The organism is Erwinia sp. MYb375, from assembly GCF_037479175.1.
GTDB classification, from domain to species: Bacteria; Pseudomonadota; Gammaproteobacteria; order Enterobacterales; family Enterobacteriaceae; genus Erwinia; species Erwinia rhapontici.
On sequence record NZ_JBBGZS010000015.1, the window covers coordinates 1 to 15,671 of the forward strand.

Annotated in this window: 13 protein-coding genes, 2 tRNA genes and 2 rRNA genes; 13 read left to right on the forward strand and 4 right to left on the reverse strand. The window is 53.6% G+C overall.

Annotation, left to right across the window (positions count from 1 at the left end):
• The 4 genes from WH279_RS09985 to WH279_RS10000 all read left to right on the forward strand — a co-directional run.
• Positions 1 to 272, forward strand: a 23S ribosomal RNA gene (locus WH279_RS09985); the annotation flags it as partial.
• Positions 273 to 390: 118 nt separating this feature from the next.
• Positions 391 to 506: ribosomal RNA gene (rrf, locus tag WH279_RS09990) — 5S ribosomal RNA — on the forward strand.
• Between the two features lie 87 nt (positions 507 to 593).
• Positions 594 to 670: transfer RNA gene (locus WH279_RS09995), tRNA-Asp, on the forward strand.
• Positions 671 to 724: 54 nt separating this feature from the next.
• Positions 725 to 800, forward strand: a tRNA-Trp gene (locus tag WH279_RS10000).
• A gap of 132 nt (positions 801 to 932) precedes the next feature.
• On the opposite strand, the gene hdfR is transcribed toward WH279_RS10000, so the two are convergent.
• Positions 933 to 1,760: an HTH-type transcriptional regulator HdfR gene (hdfR, locus tag WH279_RS10005; RefSeq protein ID WP_133846884.1), complete on the reverse strand. Its 828-nt coding sequence runs from the start codon at positions 1,758 to 1,760 to the stop codon at positions 933 to 935.
• Positions 1,761 to 1,881: 121 nt separating this feature from the next.
• On the opposite strand from hdfR, the gene WH279_RS10010 reads away from it, so the two are divergent.
• The gene (locus WH279_RS10010) at positions 1,882 to 2,220 is read left to right on the forward strand and encodes a DUF413 domain-containing protein (protein ID WP_062749119.1); all 339 of its coding nucleotides are present in this window, start codon (positions 1,882 to 1,884) and stop codon (positions 2,218 to 2,220) included.
• Positions 2,221 to 2,252: 32 nt separating this feature from the next.
• Here the strand turns inward: WH279_RS10010 and WH279_RS10015 are convergent, their stop codons facing one another.
• Positions 2,253 to 3,776, reverse strand: a complete 1,524-nt coding sequence (locus WH279_RS10015; protein ID WP_339456280.1) for a YifB family Mg chelatase-like AAA ATPase — start codon at positions 3,774 to 3,776, stop codon at positions 2,253 to 2,255.
• A gap of 340 nt (positions 3,777 to 4,116) precedes the next feature.
• Between WH279_RS10015 and ilvL the strand changes: the two genes are divergently transcribed.
• The 6 genes from ilvL (at position 4,117) to ilvA (ending at position 10,667) form a co-directional block, all read left to right on the forward strand.
• Positions 4,117 to 4,215: an ilv operon leader peptide gene (ilvL, locus tag WH279_RS10020; protein WP_072277511.1), complete on the forward strand. Its 99-nt coding sequence runs from the start codon at positions 4,117 to 4,119 to the stop codon at positions 4,213 to 4,215.
• A 140-nt stretch (positions 4,216 to 4,355) separates the two neighbouring features.
• Positions 4,356 to 6,002: an acetolactate synthase 2 catalytic subunit gene (ilvG, locus tag WH279_RS10025; protein ID WP_339456282.1), complete on the forward strand. Its 1,647-nt coding sequence runs from the start codon at positions 4,356 to 4,358 to the stop codon at positions 6,000 to 6,002.
• On the forward strand, positions 5,999 to 6,256 hold the full coding sequence (gene ilvM, locus WH279_RS10030; protein ID WP_133846881.1) for an acetolactate synthase 2 small subunit: 258 nt from the start codon (positions 5,999 to 6,001) through the stop codon (positions 6,254 to 6,256). Before ilvG ends, ilvM begins: the two co-directional genes overlap by 4 nt.
• Before the next feature lie 18 nt (positions 6,257 to 6,274).
• On the forward strand, positions 6,275 to 7,201 hold the full coding sequence (locus tag WH279_RS10035; RefSeq protein ID WP_133846880.1) for a branched-chain amino acid transaminase: 927 nt from the start codon (positions 6,275 to 6,277) through the stop codon (positions 7,199 to 7,201).
• 65 nt (positions 7,202 to 7,266) lie between these two features.
• Positions 7,267 to 9,117, forward strand: coding sequence for a dihydroxy-acid dehydratase (gene ilvD, locus WH279_RS10040; RefSeq protein ID WP_133846879.1), 1,851 nt, complete (start codon positions 7,267 to 7,269; stop codon positions 9,115 to 9,117).
• 5 nt (positions 9,118 to 9,122) lie between these two features.
• The gene (gene ilvA, locus WH279_RS10045) at positions 9,123 to 10,667 is read left to right on the forward strand and encodes a threonine ammonia-lyase, biosynthetic (RefSeq protein ID WP_339456286.1); all 1,545 of its coding nucleotides are present in this window, start codon (positions 9,123 to 9,125) and stop codon (positions 10,665 to 10,667) included.
• On the opposite strand, the gene ilvY is transcribed toward ilvA, so the two are convergent.
• Complete coding sequence (ilvY, locus tag WH279_RS10050; RefSeq protein WP_133846877.1) at positions 10,664 to 11,545, reverse strand: HTH-type transcriptional activator IlvY; 882 nt, start codon at positions 11,543 to 11,545, stop codon at positions 10,664 to 10,666. The genes ilvA and ilvY overlap by 4 nt on opposite strands.
• A gap of 167 nt (positions 11,546 to 11,712) precedes the next feature.
• On the opposite strand from ilvY, the gene ilvC reads away from it, so the two are divergent.
• On the forward strand, positions 11,713 to 13,191 hold the full coding sequence (ilvC, locus tag WH279_RS10055) for a ketol-acid reductoisomerase (protein WP_339456288.1): 1,479 nt from the start codon (positions 11,713 to 11,715) through the stop codon (positions 13,189 to 13,191).
• Between the two features lie 71 nt (positions 13,192 to 13,262).
• Here the strand turns inward: ilvC and ppiC are convergent, their stop codons facing one another.
• Positions 13,263 to 13,544 carry a peptidylprolyl isomerase PpiC gene (gene ppiC / locus WH279_RS10060; RefSeq protein ID WP_133846875.1) on the reverse strand — a complete coding sequence of 94 codons (282 nt, stop codon included), beginning with the start codon at positions 13,542 to 13,544 and terminating at the stop codon, positions 13,263 to 13,265.
• Positions 13,545 to 13,632: 88 nt separating this feature from the next.
• On the opposite strand from ppiC, the gene rep reads away from it, so the two are divergent.
• Complete coding sequence (rep, locus tag WH279_RS10065) at positions 13,633 to 15,651, forward strand: DNA helicase Rep (RefSeq protein WP_200643874.1); 2,019 nt, start codon at positions 13,633 to 13,635, stop codon at positions 15,649 to 15,651.
• Positions 15,652 to 15,671 lie beyond the last annotated feature (20 nt).

Consider the following 15,671-nt stretch of genomic DNA (forward strand, 5'->3'; position numbering starts at 1 on the left):
GAATTGAGAGGGGTTGCTCCTAGTACGAGAGGACCGGAGTGAACGCACCACTGGTGTTCGGGTTGTCATGCCAATGGCATTGCCCGGTAGCTAAGTGCGGAAAAGATAAGCGCTGAAAGCATCTAAGCGCGAAACTTGCCTCGAGATGAATTCTCCCTGGGGCCCTGAGCCCCCTGAAGGGACGTTGAAGACTACGACGTTGATAGGCCGGGTGTGTAAGCGCAGCGATGCGTTGAGCTAACCGGTACTAATGACCCGTGAGGCTTAACCTTACAACGCCAGAAGCGTTCTGGTGAGCGTGATGAGAGACGCGAAAGAGATTTTCAGCCTGTTCGAAACGGATTGGTTCACGTGGTTACGAGAGTAACGGCGGGGACGAAACAGAATTTGCCTGGCGGCTTTAGCGCGGTGGTCCCACCTGACCCCATGCCGAACTCAGAAGTGAAACGCCGTAGCGCCGATGGTAGTGTGGGGTCTCCCCATGCGAGAGTAGGGAACTGCCAGGCATCAAATTAGTTCCTTTTCCCCTGACAAGGAAAATAACAGGAACAAACTTGTATCAGACGTTTTCTGATGTGAGTGTAAGAACCGGTGGAGCGGTAGTTCAGTTGGTTAGAATACCTGCCTGTCACGCAGGGGGTCGCGGGTTCGAGCCCCGTCCGTTCCGCCAATTATTAAAAATTATGCCTGCTAAAGTTAGCAGGCATAATGTTAAGCATAATTTAGGGGCGTAGCTCAGTTGGTAGAGCACCGGTCTCCAAAACCGGGTGTCGCGAGTTCGAATCTCTCCGCCCCTGCCAAATAAAAATAATCCTTTGCTTCGGCAAAGGATTTTTTTTGTCTAAAATTCCTGCCATGTTACCCCTGCAATCATCTTAAAAGCATAAAAAAGGACCAGCAAGCTGGTCCGATTCGATGGTTATTTATACGCTTTATGCTCTTATATTGACCGGGGATTTAATGAGTTGTCGGATATATGCCTGCTGATCGCTGTTTTGTAGCCATACCGCATACAGCGGTCTGGATGCGACAGCGGTATCAGGGATGACTAGCAGATCGCTGTACTCTTTCCCCCATACATCCGGTAAAAATGCACAAGCGCCAGTGGTATGCAGCAGTTGCCTGGCCAAATGTGCTGAGGTTGTTGTCAGTACCGGAACATCATCAGCGCCGGCAAGATAACTTTCATGTTGATGAAAATCAGCACCCCATTCCAACTTAATGTAATCATATTTCTCCTTTTTCTCGGATTTTTTCGACCGGAAAAGAGTCAGTGAAATATGGCCAATTTGCTGACTGGTCAACTCATCCATTTTGGGGGCTTCGGTCGTAATAAGCAGGTCAAGTTGTCTCTCATGTAGCTGTTTAACCAGCAAATGACGCTGCGCAACACGCGCTTCCAGATGTAAGCTCTCACGGTTCTCATACAGCGTTTGCAGCCAGGGTGTCAGATAAGCCTCCCACAGAGAAGCACTGGCCCCGATCGACAGCTCGTGATGTTGCTGAGTGTGCGCTACCTCTTTCTTAGCCATCAGCCATGTGCTCATCAGGCTCTCTGCATAGGGCAGCAAACGCTCCCCTGCAGACGTCAGCCTGATGTTATTACGATGGCGGGTAAAAAGGTTCACTCCCAGCTGATTTTCAAGCTGTCTGATGCGAAAACTTACAGCAGATTGCGTGAGATAGAGTGCTTCTGCGGCACGTCCAAAGTGGCGAGTTCTGCTCACTTCAAGAAAGGTTTTCAGTAATTCCGTATCCACATCCATCTCCTAAAAAACATTTGTCGTTATGATTTAAATGTTTTGTTTTACACTCTGTCAAGCCTATCTAATACTCCGCGCCATAAATAGCACGGCCATAAATGAGTTAGGAGCGTGTAAAATGGCGGAAAGCTTCGCAACAACGAATCGTTTTTTTGATAACAAACATTACCCTCGCGGATTCTCCCGTCACGGTGATTTCACCATCAAAGAAGCCCAACTTCTTGAGCGTTATGGTTACGCTTTCAACGAACTGGACCTGGCAAAACGTGAGCCAGGTACGGAAGAAGAGCGTCTGTTCATTGAGGTGTGCCGGGGCGTGCGTGAGCCGCAAACCGAGGCAGAAAAAGTCTGGTCAAAATATATGACCCGAATTAAACGTCCTAAACGTTTCCATACCCTGTCCGGCGGTAAACCGCAGATGGAAGGCGTTGAAGACTACACGGATAGTGACGATTAAGAAAAAGGGGCTTCGGCCCCTTTTTCATTTCCCTACTGCAGGCTGTTATGCAGATGAATCAGCAGGCGATCGATTCCTCGGTAACTAACGGCTTCCGTTAAATGCTCCCTGCTAACCTCGTTCTCCCCTGCAAGATCGGCAATCGTACGCGCCACTTTCAGCAAACGTTGCCATGCCCGCACTGACAGCCCCAGTTGGTTCAGCACTTGCTCCAGCCATTGAGCATCCTCAGGCGTAAGTGTACAGCATGCCTTGATATCGTTGTTGTTCATTACCGCATTCACTTTGCCGCAGCGATTGATCTGGCGTTCCCGTGCAGCCAGCACACGTTCACGCACCTGCTGACTGGACTCCCCATTGCCCTGTTGTGTACTCAACATCCCTGGTGGTAGTAACGGCACTTCAAGAGAGAGATCAAAACGATCGAGAAAAGGGCCAGACAGACGGCTGAGATAACGTAATGTCTGCTGGGGTGAACTTCGATTATGTGGGCCGCTATAATGCCCGGTTGGGCTGGGGTTCATTGCGGCGATCAGCTGAAAGCGTGCCGGATAGGTGATTTTGGCACGTGCCCGCGAAATACTGATCTCCCCTGATTCAAGCGGTTCACGCAGTGCATCCAATGCGCGGCGTTCAAACTCCGGAAGCTCATCAAGAAACAGTATGCCGTTGTGGGCAAGGGAAATCTCACCTGGCTTAGGCAGTGAACCACCGCCGACAAGAGCATACAGAGATGAACTGTGATGAGGGGAACGGAATGGCCTCTGGCGCCACTGACGGTGCAGATCGCCACTGCCTAGCAGACTGGCTACGCTGGCACTCTCCAGGGCCTCACGATCGCTTAGAGGCGGCATCAGACCGTTCAACCGTGAGGCGAGCATCGTCTTCCCCGTGCCGGGTGGGCCAATTAAGAGCAGGTTGTGCCCACCGGCTGCTGTTACCTCCAGTGCGCGCTTTGCCTGCTGCTGGCCGATAATCTCGTTTAAATCCCCTGTAACGTGCGGCAGGCAGACCAGGTCGTTGCTCTGGGCTTCTGCAAGCTGCGTTTTGCCATGCAGGAAAGCACAGACCTCAAGAAGATGGCTGGCGATTAAACTTTTCCCGTGCTGGATAAGGCCAACATCATTTTGGTTATCCGCTGAGAGGATGAGTTGCCTTGCTGCATTGAGTGCCGCAACGGCTGCAGGAATTGAGCCCTGTACGCCACGTAGCGCGCCGTTGAGGGCTAACTCACCGAGGAATTCATACCCGGCAAGTTTCGCCGCAGGAATCTGCTCTGAAGCTGCCAGGATGGCTATAGCGATAGGCAAGTCATACCTGCCGCCTTCTTTCGGGAGATCGGCGGGGGCAAGGTTGACGGTAATGCGTTTTGCCGGAAAGGTGAAACCGCTGTTGATGATGGCGCTGCGCACCCGGTCCCGGGCTTCTTTAACTGTCGTTTCGGGCAGACCGACCAGTGACAAAGCGGGCAGGCCATTACTCAGGTGAACTTCAACAGACACCAGCGGCGCCTGAATGCCCAATGCGGCACGGGTATTGGCAACAGATAGCGACATAGATACTCCTTGTATTCACTACAGTGCACTGTCGATTTCCCTCTGACGAGGATGACAACAGGGATTTGTATGCTGCGCTGTAATGAATTTCATCAGGTCGACAGCGGAAGACATCTTCGTGCGATCTGCCACGCACATTCTCACTATGTGGAAATAAAGCAGTCACGCGCCGTGAGTGATGAAAAAAATTCAATTTTTCCTTATTAACTGAATAACAATAGTTTTTTCTGGATTTGCGTCGGCCGTCATAAAATAAAGTGATGAAAAAAGTTGAATTAATGCTGATAACTGTGATAACTCTGTAGGCATTACTTCGAACAAGCGAACTAAAAGAATTCAAATGAAAGCCCTTCTACGAGTCATTAGCCTAGTCGTCATTAACGTCGTCGTGATTATTATCACGCCGTGCGGGGCTACGCTCGGAGAAAGAAAGGCTTAAAAATCAAGCCTGATTTCGAAAGAACCCCCGCACCGAAAGGTCCGGGGGTTTTTTTTTGGCAAGGTATCAACGACAGAGGAACAGAATATGAACAGTAGCATAAAATGCTGTTGTTCCCAGCGAGAGGCGGGGGAATAACTATGAATGGTGCTCAGTGGGTGGTTCAAGCTTTGCGTGCACAGGGAGTCGAAACAGTTTTCGGCTACCCGGGTGGTGCAATCATGCCGGTCTATGACGCGCTCTATGACGGCGGTGTCGAACACCTACTGTGCCGCCACGAGCAGGGTGCAGCGATGGCCGCTATCGGCTTTGCTCGTGCAACCGGTAAAGTCGGCGTCTGTATCGCCACTTCCGGGCCGGGTGCCACCAATCTGATCACCGGGCTGGCAGATGCCATGCTGGACTCTGTTCCTATCGTCGCCATTACCGGGCAGGTCTCTTCTGCCGTGATGGGGACGGATGCTTTCCAGGAAATTGATGTTCTCGGCTTGTCGCTGGCCTGCACCAAACACAGCTTCCTCGTTGAATCCCTTGATGAACTACCGGTTGTGATGGCCGAAGCTTTTGCCATTGCGAAATCAGGTCGACCTGGCCCAGTACTGGTTGATATTCCTAAGGATATCCAGTTAGCCAGCGGCGATCTGGCCGCCCATCTGCTGCCCGTTGAACAGGAAATGGCGCATCCTCACGCGGAATTACAGCAGGCGCGTAACCTGCTGGCCCTGGCGAAGAAGCCGATTCTGTATGTGGGCGGCGGCGTGGGTATGGCTGATGCCGTACATGCGTTACGTGCTTTTGCGAAAGAGACGGGAATTCCCACTGTCGCAACGTTGAAAGGTCTGGGCACACCGGATGCTGATGACGAATGCTACCTGGGTATGCTGGGCATGCATGGTACCAAAGCGGCCAACCTGGCTGTGCAGCAGTGTGACCTGCTGATCGCCGTCGGAGCGCGCTTTGATGACCGCGTCACCGGAAAACTCGACACCTTCGCGCCGCATGCCAGCGTGATCCATCTGGATATTGACCCGGCCGAGCTGCATAAACTGCGCCGTGCACATGTTGGCTTACAGGGTGATCTTAATAAGCTGTTGCCTGATTTGTATCAGCCAGTATCCATCAGCACCTGGCGTGATGAAGTGAAAACGCTGAAAGCCGATCATGGCTGGCGCTATGATCATCCCGGCGAGGCGATTTTTGCTCCGCTGTTTTTAAAACAGTTATCAGATCGTAAACCGCAAAGTGCGGTAGTGACTACCGATGTGGGCCAGCACCAGATGTGGGCGGCCCAGCATATGAGTTTTAACCGCCCGGAGAATTTCATCACCTCCAGCGGTCTGGGGACGATGGGCTTCGGCCTGCCCGCAGCCGTGGGTGCGCAGGTTGCCCGTCCGGATGACACGGTCATCTGCGTCTCGGGCGATGGCTCCTTTATGATGAATGTCCAGGAACTGGGCACCGTTAAGCGTAAACAGCTGCCGGTAAAAATCGTTTTGATGGATAACCAGCGCCTGGGGATGGTACGCCAGTGGCAGCAGTTGTTCTTCGAAGAGCGTTACAGCGAAACGAATCTTTCAGATAACCCCGATTTTCTCATCCTGGCCAGTGCATTTGGCATTCCTGGCCAGCGCATTACCCGTAAAGATCAGGTCGACGCCGCATTAGACGCTTTGCTGCACAGTGAAGGGCCATACATGCTCCACGTCGCGATTGATGAGCATGAGAACGTTTGGCCTCTGGTACCACCGGGCGCCAGCAACGAAAATATGATGGAGAAGACTTCATGAAACAGCATCAATTGTCTATAGAAGCACGCTTTCGCCCGGAAATACTGGAACGCATTTTGCGCGTCGTTCGTCACCGTGGCTTCCAGGTGTGCTCAATGAACATGGCGTCGCTGGTCAATACTGACAATATTAATATTGAGATGACCGTTGCCAGCCAGCGCTCTGTCGATTTACTGTCAACGCAGTTAAGTAAATTGATGGACGTTGCATGCGTTCAGATCCAACAACAAACAACACAACAAATCCGCGCATAAGCGCGCAAGGAAACAAGAATGACGAAGAAAGCAGACTTTATCTGGTTCAACGGCGAGATGGTAAAATGGGAAGACGCAAAGGTCAGCGTGATGTCCCATGCACTGCACTACGGCACTTCAGTGTTTGAAGGCGTACGTTGCTATGACTCGCATAAAGGACCAGTAGTCTTCCGCCATCGTGAACATATGCAGCGCCTGCGCGATTCTGCAAAAATCTACCGTTTCCCGGTCAGCCTGAGTGTTGATGAGTTGATGGAAGCCTGCCGCGCCACACTGCGCAAGAACAACCTGAAAAGCGCCTATATTCGTCCATTAGTCTTCGTGGGTGACGTCGGTCTGGGTGTTAACCCGCCGGACGGCTACGAAACGGATGTGATCATCGCAGCCTTCCCATGGGGCGCCTACCTGGGTGCTGAAGCGCTGGAGCAGGGTATTGATGCCATGGTGTCTTCATGGAACCGTGTAGCGCCAAACACGCTGCCAACCGCAGCGAAAGCCGGTGGTAACTACCTTTCTTCTCTGCTGGTCGGTAGCGAAGCACGCCGCCACGGTTACCAGGAAGGCATCGCGCTGGATACTCAGGGCTACATCTCTGAAGGTGCAGGTGAGAACCTGTTTGAAGTCAAAGACGGCATCCTGTTCACGCCGCCGTTCACCTCTTCCGCTCTGCCAGGGATTACTCGTGACGCCATCATCAAACTGGCGCAGGATATGGGTATTGAAGTTCGTGAGCAGGTACTGTCTCGTGAATCTCTGTATCTGGCTGACGAAGTGTTCATGTCAGGCACAGCAGCGGAAATCACCCCGGTACGCAGCGTCGACGGTATTCAGGTTGGCGAAGGCAAGCGTGGCCCGGTGACCGAGCGTATTCAGTCTGCATTCTTTGGTCTGTTCACTGGCGAAACGGAAGACAAATGGGGCTGGTTGGATCCGGTTAACCCATAACAAAAAATACTTTTCGCGGGCATCATTTGATGCCCGCGCACTATCTGATTTTTGGAGTAAAGAGCATGCCTAAGTATCGTTCCGCCACCACCACCCACGGCCGTAATATGGCCGGTGCCCGTGCCCTGTGGCGCGCCACAGGAATGACCGATGATGATTTCGGTAAGCCGATCATTGCGGTGGTTAACTCCTTCACGCAGTTCGTGCCGGGTCACGTTCATCTGCGCGATTTGGGGAAACTGGTTGCTGAAGAGATCGAAGCTTCTGGCGGCGTGGCGAAAGAGTTCAATACCATTGCGGTCGATGATGGTATCGCCATGGGCCACGGCGGGATGCTCTATTCTCTGCCGTCACGTGAGTTGATTGCGGACTCCGTGGAGTACATGGTCAATGCGCACTGCGCTGACGCCATGGTCTGTATTTCCAACTGTGACAAAATCACCCCGGGAATGTTGATGGCGTCACTGCGCCTGAACATTCCGGTGATCTTCGTCTCAGGCGGTCCAATGGAAGCCGGTAAGACCAAACTGTCCGACAAAATTATTAAACTCGATCTCGTCGATGCGATGATTCAGGGCGCTAACCCGAACGTCAGCGATGCGGAGAGCGACCAGATTGAACGTTCTGCCTGTCCGACCTGCGGCTCCTGTTCCGGTATGTTCACCGCCAACTCGATGAACTGCCTGACCGAAGCGCTGGGTCTGTCACAACCGGGTAACGGCTCGCTGCTGGCAACGCACGCTGACCGTAAAGAGCTGTTCCTGAATGCGGGCCGTCGTATTGTTGCGCTGACCAAGCGTTACTACGAGCAGGATGATGAAACCGCACTGCCACGCAGTATTGCCAGCAAAGCGGCGTTCGAAAACGCCATCACGCTGGATATTGCTATGGGCGGCTCAACCAACACCGTTCTGCACCTGCTGGCTGCCGCACAGGAAGGCGAAATCGATTTCGATATCTCTGACATCGACCGTCTGTCCCGCCTGGTTCCACACCTGTGCAAAGTGGCACCAAGCACCCAGAAATACCATATGGAAGACGTACACCGTGCCGGTGGCGTACTGGGCATTCTTGGTGAGCTGGACCGTGCCGGACTGCTGGACAACAGCGTACGTAATATCCTCGGACTGAGTCTGCGTGAAACGCTGGATCAGTACGACATCATGCTGACCAAAGATGAAGCCGTGAAAAAGATGTTCCGCGCTGGCCCGGCAGGTATTCGTACCACGCAGGCGTTCTCGCAGGACACTCGCTGGGATACGTTAGATGACGATCGCCAGGAAGGCTGTATTCGTTCACGCGAGTTCGCCTTCAGTCAGGACGGCGGTCTGGCCGTGCTGTATGGCAATATCGCTGAAAACGGCTGTATTGTGAAAACGGCTGGTGTGGATGAAGGCAGCCTGGTGTTCAGCGGTCCGGCAAAAGTGTATGAAAGTCAGGATGATGCCGTTTCTGCCATTCTCGGCGGCAAAGTGGTTGCCGGTGACGTTGTGGTGATCCGCTACGAAGGGCCAAAAGGGGGGCCGGGTATGCAGGAAATGCTTTACCCAACCACCTATCTGAAATCCATGGGTCTCGGTAAAGCCTGTGCGTTGATCACCGATGGGCGTTTCTCTGGCGGTACGTCCGGTCTCTCAATCGGTCATGCCTCACCGGAAGCGGCCAGCGGCGGGACCATCGCGCTGGTCAAAGATGGCGATATCATCGACATTGATATCCCGAATCGCGGCATCCAACTGGCGGTGCCAGAGAATGAACTGGCTGCCCGTCGTCTGGAAGAGGATGCACGTGGCGATCAGGCCTATACGCCACACGGTCGTGAGCGTCAGGTTTCCTTCGCACTGCGCGCTTATGCCACTCTGGCAACCAGCGCCGATAAAGGTGCCGTCCGTGACAAGAGTAAGCTGGGAGGCTAACCAACATGGCTGAATCTCAACCGCTATCCGACCAGCCCACGGGCGCAGAGTATCTGCGGGCCGTGCTGCGTGCGCCGGTGTACGAAGCTGCACAGGTGACCCCGTTGCAGAAGATGGAAAAGATCTCCGCGCGTCTCGGTAATACGATTCTGGTGAAACGCGAAGATCGCCAGCCGGTTCACAGTTTCAAGCTGCGCGGCGCCTATGCGATGATCGCCGGGTTGAACGCAGAGCAGAAAGCCTGTGGTGTGATTACAGCATCTGCCGGTAACCACGCGCAGGGTGTGGCACTGTCATCCAGCAAGCTGGGGATTAAGTCTCTGATTGTGATGCCAGTGGCAACGGCTGATATCAAAGTGGATGCTGTGCGGGCGTTTGGCGGTGAGGTTTATCTGTTTGGGGCCAACTTTGATGAGGCCAAAGCCAAAGCCATCGAACTGTCTGAGCAGCAGGGTTATACCTTCGTGCCGCCGTTCGACCATCCGATGGTGATCGCCGGGCAGGGCACGCTGGCGATGGAACTGCTGCAACAGGATGCGCATCTGGATCGTGTGTTCGTGCCGGTGGGCGGCGGTGGACTGGCGGCAGGTGTTGCGGTGTTGATCAAACAGCTGATGCCGCAGATCAAAGTGATTGCGGTGGAAGCGGCGGATTCAGCCTGTCTGAAAGCCGCGCTGGATGCCGGGTATCCGGTCGATCTTCCCCGCGTCGGGCTGTTTGCCGAAGGGGTGGCGGTGAAGCGGATCGGCAGCGAAACCTTCCGTCTTTGCCAGGAGTATCTTGACGACATCATTACCGTCGACAGCGATGCGATCTGTGCCGCGATGAAAGACCTGTTTGATGATGTGCGTGCGGTGGCGGAGCCTTCGGGCGCACTGGCACTGGCGGGTATGAAGAAGTATATCCAGCAGCACCACATCCAGGGTGAACGTCTGGCGCATGTGCTGTCCGGTGCTAATGTTAACTTCCACGGTTTGCGTTATGTATCAGAGCGCTGTGAACTGGGAGAACAACGTGAAGCGCTGTTGGCGGTGACGATCCCAGAGCAACAGGGCAGTTTCCTGCGTTTCTGTCAGCTGCTGGGGGGCCGCTCGGTCACCGAATTCAACTACCGTTACGCCAACGCAGACGATGCCTGTATTTTCGTCGGTGTACGACTGACGCGCGGATTATCCGAGCGTGAGGAGATTCTGACGCTGTTGTCAGAAGGGGGTTACAAGGTGGTGGATCTCTCCGATGACGAGATGGCGAAGCTGCATGTGCGTTATATGGTGGGCGGGCGTCCGTCAAAGCCATTACGTGAAAAGCTGTTCAGCTTTGAATTCCCGGAGGCGCCCGGTGCGCTGCTTCGTTTCCTGCAAACATTGGGTACCCACTGGAATATCTCGCTGTTCCACTATCGCAGCCACGGCACGGACTATGGCCGCGTGCTGGCGGCGTTTGAACTGAGCGACAGTGAACCGAAGTTTGAAGAGCATCTGGCGGCACTCGGTTATGATTTCCACGATGAAACGCATAACCCGGCTTTCCGTTTCTTCCTGGCCGGTTAAAGCAATTTCCAGAAAGCATCAATAAGCGGCTCACTGAGCCGCTTTTTTTGTACGCAAACGCCCAACTCAAACGGCGCCACCATCTCCACATCTTCCAGTTCCAGAATACGATTGCGTATCGGTTCCGGGCTATTCTCCAGCACCACATCCGGCAGCAGGGCAATACCACAGCCCAGCGCGACCATTGACACAATCGCCTCATGGCCGGACACCGTCGCATAAATCTGGGGATTGGCGATATGACGATGACGGAACCAGAGATCAATACGCCGTCGCGAAGGGCCCTGAGCGGGGAGAATAAACGGAATTTGCGCCCAGTCGGGTTGCGGTTGCGTCGCCTGAGCCCGCACCGGACAGGGCAGTGCCGGGGCGATTAACACCAGCGGGATTAACCCCAGCGGGGTAAAACCGATGCTGGTGGGCAGCGTTTCCGGCCGACCGGCGATGGCAATATCCACCTCGTTAGACTGCACTTTTTCCACCGCATCGGCAGCATCGCCCGTGGTAAGTTTGATTTCGACCAGCGGGTGCTCGGCACGAAAGCGATCGAGGATCGGTGGCAGATGGCTGTAAGCGGCGGTCACCGAGCAGAACATTTTCATCTCACCGCTGAGTGACGGGCCGTTCTGGCCCATCGCGTGCCGCATCTGCTGGTACTGTAGCAGCGTCTGCTGGGCAAACTGACGCAGGCGCTCTCCGGCATCGGTCAGGGTGACAGTGCGGTTATCACGCAAGAATAACGTCTGGCCAAGGTCTTCTTCCAGTCGCTGGATTTGGCGTGAGAGCGTGGAAGGGCTGACATGCATCGCCCGCGCACTGCGCCCGAAATGGCGGCTTTCAGCCAGATGTAGAAACAATTTCAGGTCACGCAAATCCATCAGAGTCAGGCCTCGTTCTTACGTTGCAAAATGTGCAATGTCACGTTGTTAATATATCAATTTCAGCAACGCATTTCCTGTCATATGATAAGGTCTATTGAGGGTAAGGAAATAACCTACCCCGACAACAAACAATAATGCGAACACAACCTCATACGGAGTACCCCATGGCTAACTATTTCAACACTTTGAACCTGCGCAACCAGCTGGCGCAATTAGGTAAATGCCGCTTTATGGCTCGCGAAGAATTCGCTGATGAAGCCAGCTACCTGAAAGGCAAAAAAGTCGTCATCGTTGGTTGTGGTGCTCAGGGCCTGAACCTGGGTTTGAACATGCGCGACTCTGGCCTGGATATTGCCTATGCTCTGCGTGCTGAAGCGATTGCTGAGAAACGTGCTTCATGGCGTAAAGCGACCGAAAACGGCTTCAAAGTGGGCACTTACGAAGAACTGATCCCGCAGGCAGACCTGGTGGTTAACCTGACGCCGGACAAACAGCACACTTCTGTTGTTCAGGCTGTTCAGCCGCTGATGAAAGACGGTGCTGCACTGGGCTACTCTCATGGCTTCAACATCGTTGAAGTGGGTGAGCAGGTACGTAAAGACATCACCGTTGTGATGGTAGCGCCGAAATGTCCGGGTACTGAAGTCCGTGAAGAGTACAAACGTGGTTTCGGCGTACCGACGCTGATCGCGGTTCACCCGGAAAATGACCCGAAAGGCGAAGGCATGGCGATTGCTAAAGCCTGGGCAGCAGCGACCGGTGGCCACCGTGCGGGTGTGCTGGAGTCTTCCTTTGTTGCGGAAGTGAAATCTGACCTGATGGGTGAGCAGACTATCCTGTGTGGTATGTTGCAGGCCGGTTCACTGCTGTGCTTCGATAAACTGGTTGCTGAAGGTACCGATGCACCTTATGCAGAAAAACTGATTCAGTTCGGCTGGGAAACCATCACCGAAGCGCTGAAGCAGGGTGGTATCACTCTGATGATGGATCGCCTGTCTAACCCGGCAAAACTGCGTGCTTTCGCACTGTCTGAACAGCTGAAAACCATCATGGCGCCGCTGTTCCAGAAACACATGGATGACATCATCTCCGGTGAGTTCTCTTCCGGCATGATGGCTGACTGGGCGAACGACGACAAGAATCTGCTGGGCTGGCGTGAAGAGACCGGTAAAACCGCCTTCGAAACTGCTGCACAGTTTGAAGGTAAAATTGCCGAGCAGGATTACTTCGACCAGGGCGTTGTGATGATTGCCATGGTGAAAGCGGGCGTTGAGCTGGCATTCGAAACCATGGTTGCTGCTGGCATCATCGAAGAGTCTGCGTACTACGAATCACTGCACGAGCTGCCGCTGATTGCGAACACCATCGCACGTAAGCGTCTGTATGAAATGAACGTGGTTATCTCTGATACCGCAGAATACGGTAACTACCTGTTCTCTTACGCGGCAGTACCGCTGCTGAAAGAGTTCATGACCACTCTGCAGGCAGGCGATCTGGGTAAAGCAGTGAACACTGCGACCACCGTTGATAATGCGCAGCTGCGTGATGTGAACGAAGCTATCCGCAATCACGACATCGAAACGGTAGGCCGTAAACTGCGTGGCTACATGACCGATATGAAGCGTATCGCTGTCGCAGGTTAAGGACGTGCAGAACCTCCAGGGGCGGATTGACGATCTGCCCGAAAAAAAAGCGCCTGACGGCGCTTTTTTCATTAGTTACGGTACAACACCTTAATGATGTGGTAACCGAACTGGGTATGCAGCGGGCCCTGTGGTTCGATCAGTGGGCAGGAGAACACCACTTTATCGAACGCCGGCACCATTGCACCTTGTTTGAACTCGCCTAAATGGCCGCCTTTCTTACCTGACGGACAGGTCGAGTGTTTCTTTGCCAGCTTCTCAAAATCGGCACCTTCTGCCAGCTGGGCTAACAGATCCTGAGCCAGTTTCTCTTCTTTTACCAGAATGTGCAGTGCTGCTGCCATTTTTGCCATGATGTTACCTTGAGTCATAGGGATTTGGCTGGCTATACTACCACGCTGTTATTTTCTTCCCTCTGCAATTTCATTGAGTGACTTATCTATGCGTCTTAATCCTGGTCAGCAACACGCCGTCGAATTTGTTACCGGGCCTTGCCTGGTACTGGCTGGTGCCGGTTCGGGTAAAACACGCGTGATCACCAACAAAATTGCCCATCTGATCCGCGAGTGTGGCTATCAGGCACGCCATATCGCCGCAGTGACGTTTACCAATAAAGCGTCGCGTGAGATGAAAGAGCGTGTGGCACAAACCCTTGGCCGTAAAGAAGCACGCGGACTGATGATTTCGACCTTCCACACCCTGGGGTTGGAGATTATCAAGCGCGAATATGCTGCGTTGGGCATGAAAGCCAAATTTTCGCTCTTTGATGATCAGGATCAGCTGGCATTACTCAAAGATCTGACGGAAGAGTGGCTGGAAAATGATAAAACCCTGCTGCAACAGTTGGTCTCGACGATCTCGAACTGGAAAAACGATCTGATGGATCCCTCGCGTGCGGCAGCGGGGGCGCTGTCCGAACGCGATAAGCTTTTTGCACATTGCTATGCGCTGTATGACAGACACCTTAAATCGTGCAACGTGCTGGACTTCGACGATCTGATCCTGCTGCCCACGCTGTTGTTCCAGCGTAATCTCGAGGTTCGTGAACGCTGGCAGCAACGTATACGCTATTTGCTGGTGGACGAATACCAGGATACCAACACCAGCCAGTATGAGCTGGTTAAGCTGTTAGTGGGTAACCGGGCACGCTTCACCGTAGTAGGGGACGACGATCAGTCAATCTACTCCTGGCGTGGGGCACGGCCACAAAACCTGGTGCTGCTGCAGGAGGATTTCCCGGCGCTACAGGTGATTAAACTGGAGCAGAACTACCGCTCTTCCGAACGCATCCTGAAAGCCGCGAATATCCTGATCGCCAATAACCCACATGTGTTTGAAAAGCGCCTGTTCTCTGAGCTGGGGTATGGCGCCGAGCTAAAAGTGATCACGGCTAACCATGAGGATCATGAAGCAGAACGCGTGACTGGGGAGTTGATTGCCCATCACTTCATCAACAAAACCGGCTACAAAGATTACGCCATTCTTTATCGTGGTAACCATCAGTCGCGGGTGTTCGAAAAGATGCTGATGCAAAACCGCATCCCGTATCGTATCTCTGGTGGTACCTCATTCTTCTCACGCCCGGAGATCAAAGATCTGCTCGCCTACCTGCGCGTACTGACCAATGCTGACGATGACAGTGCGTTTATGCGTATTGTGAACACGCCACGGCGCGAAATTGGTTCAGCAACCCTGCAAAAGCTGGGCGACTGGGCAATGCAGCGTAACAAGAGCTTGTTCAGCGCCAGTTTTGATATGGGTCTGGAGCAGACGCTGAGCGGCCGCGGGCTGGAATCGTTACAGCGCTTTACTCACTGGTTGCAGGAGATCGCCCGACTGGCCGAACGCGAACCTGTGGCGGCGGTACGTGATTTGATCCGGGGTATTGATTACGAGAGCTGGCTGTTTGAAACATCACCCAGCCCCAAAGCCGCTGAAATGCGCATGAAAAACGTCAATACCTTGTTCCAGTGGATGACGGAAATGCTGGAAGGGAGTGATATTGACGAAGCGATGACGCTGACCCAGGTGGTGACGCGCTTCACCCTACGCGACATGATGGAACGTGGCGAAAGCGATGAAGATTCCGATCAGGTCCAGTTGATGACGCTGCACGCTTCTAAAGGCCTGGAGTTCCCTTACGTTTTCCTGGTGGGTATGGAAGAAGGGTTGTTACCGCATCAGAGCAGTATTGACGAGAACAACGTCGAAGAGGAGCGCCGTCTGGCTTATGTAGGGATCACCCGCGCACAGAAAGAACTGACCTTTACGCTGTGCCGCGAACGCCGTCAGTATGGTGAGCTGGTGCGCCCGGAAGTCAGCCGCTTCCTGCTGGAGTTGCCGCAGGATGATTTACTGTGGGAAAGCGAGCGTAAAGTGGTCAGTGCGGAAGAGCGCATGCAGAAAGGCCAGAGCCACCTGGCGAATCTCCGCGCGCAGTTGGCAAAAGCAAAGAAATAGCACCCGGATTAACGCAGCAT